Genomic DNA, 721 nt, shown 5'->3' with positions numbered 1-721 from the left:
GCCCGGCAACGTCCGCCAGCTCGAGAACGCGCTGTTCCGTGCCGTGGTGCTCGCCGACGGCGACGAGTTGACGATCGCGGAATTCCCGCAGATCGCCGCGCAGGTCCAGGGCTTCGACGTGCGCATCCCCCCGGCTCCGGCGGCGTCCGAGCCCGGCGCCGGGCCGGCCCCGGTGCGGGAGATCGTCCGGGTCGAGGTCCGCGACCCCCACTCCCTCTCCCTCGTCGCCGAGGAGACCGGCGAGATGAAGACGATGGAGGGGTTGGAGGGCGAGATCATCCGCTACGCCCTGCAATTCTACCGCGGGCGGATGTCGGAAGTCTCGCGCCGGCTCGGCATCGGCCGCTCGACACTCTATCGCAAGTTGAAGGAACTCGGCCTCGACGACGAGAAGGCGGAAGACGCCGCCTGATCTTCGCGCCCGAGCGGGGATCGGTCCGAAGAAAACCGCATTTCGCGGGTCTTGGGCGGGACGAATTTCGGGCGGGACGCCTTTTGGGCGGGACGACGCGGCCGCCGTGGCCGATTTCGCCCCGCGAACACTGGCGTGGTGCGCCACGACACGCCGCGAACGCCCGAGGTTGCATGCCGCCGGAGTGTGGCTGCCGTGCGATGGCACGACGTGTGCCGACGTGATTACTAACCTAGATGATCAGCGTGGCCGCACTCCCGGCCGCGGCTTCGAGGAGAGGACCATGGCTCCCAGGCGCAGGACCGGCCG

General features: G+C 69.6%; 1 protein-coding gene. It reads left to right on the top strand.

The genetic code is table 11. The features are described 5' to 3' along the window. A partial coding sequence (locus VQ03_RS30550; RefSeq protein WP_048454701.1) for a helix-turn-helix domain-containing protein occupies window positions 1-412 on the top strand: 412 nt, incomplete at its 5' end. Window positions 413-721: the final 309 nt, after the last annotated feature.

Source organism: Methylobacterium tarhaniae (assembly GCF_001043955.1).
Taxonomy (GTDB): Bacteria; Pseudomonadota; Alphaproteobacteria; order Rhizobiales; family Beijerinckiaceae; genus Methylobacterium; species Methylobacterium tarhaniae.
The sequence above is the reverse complement of the archived record's forward strand: the minus strand, read 5'-3'. Positions and strand labels throughout refer to the sequence as shown.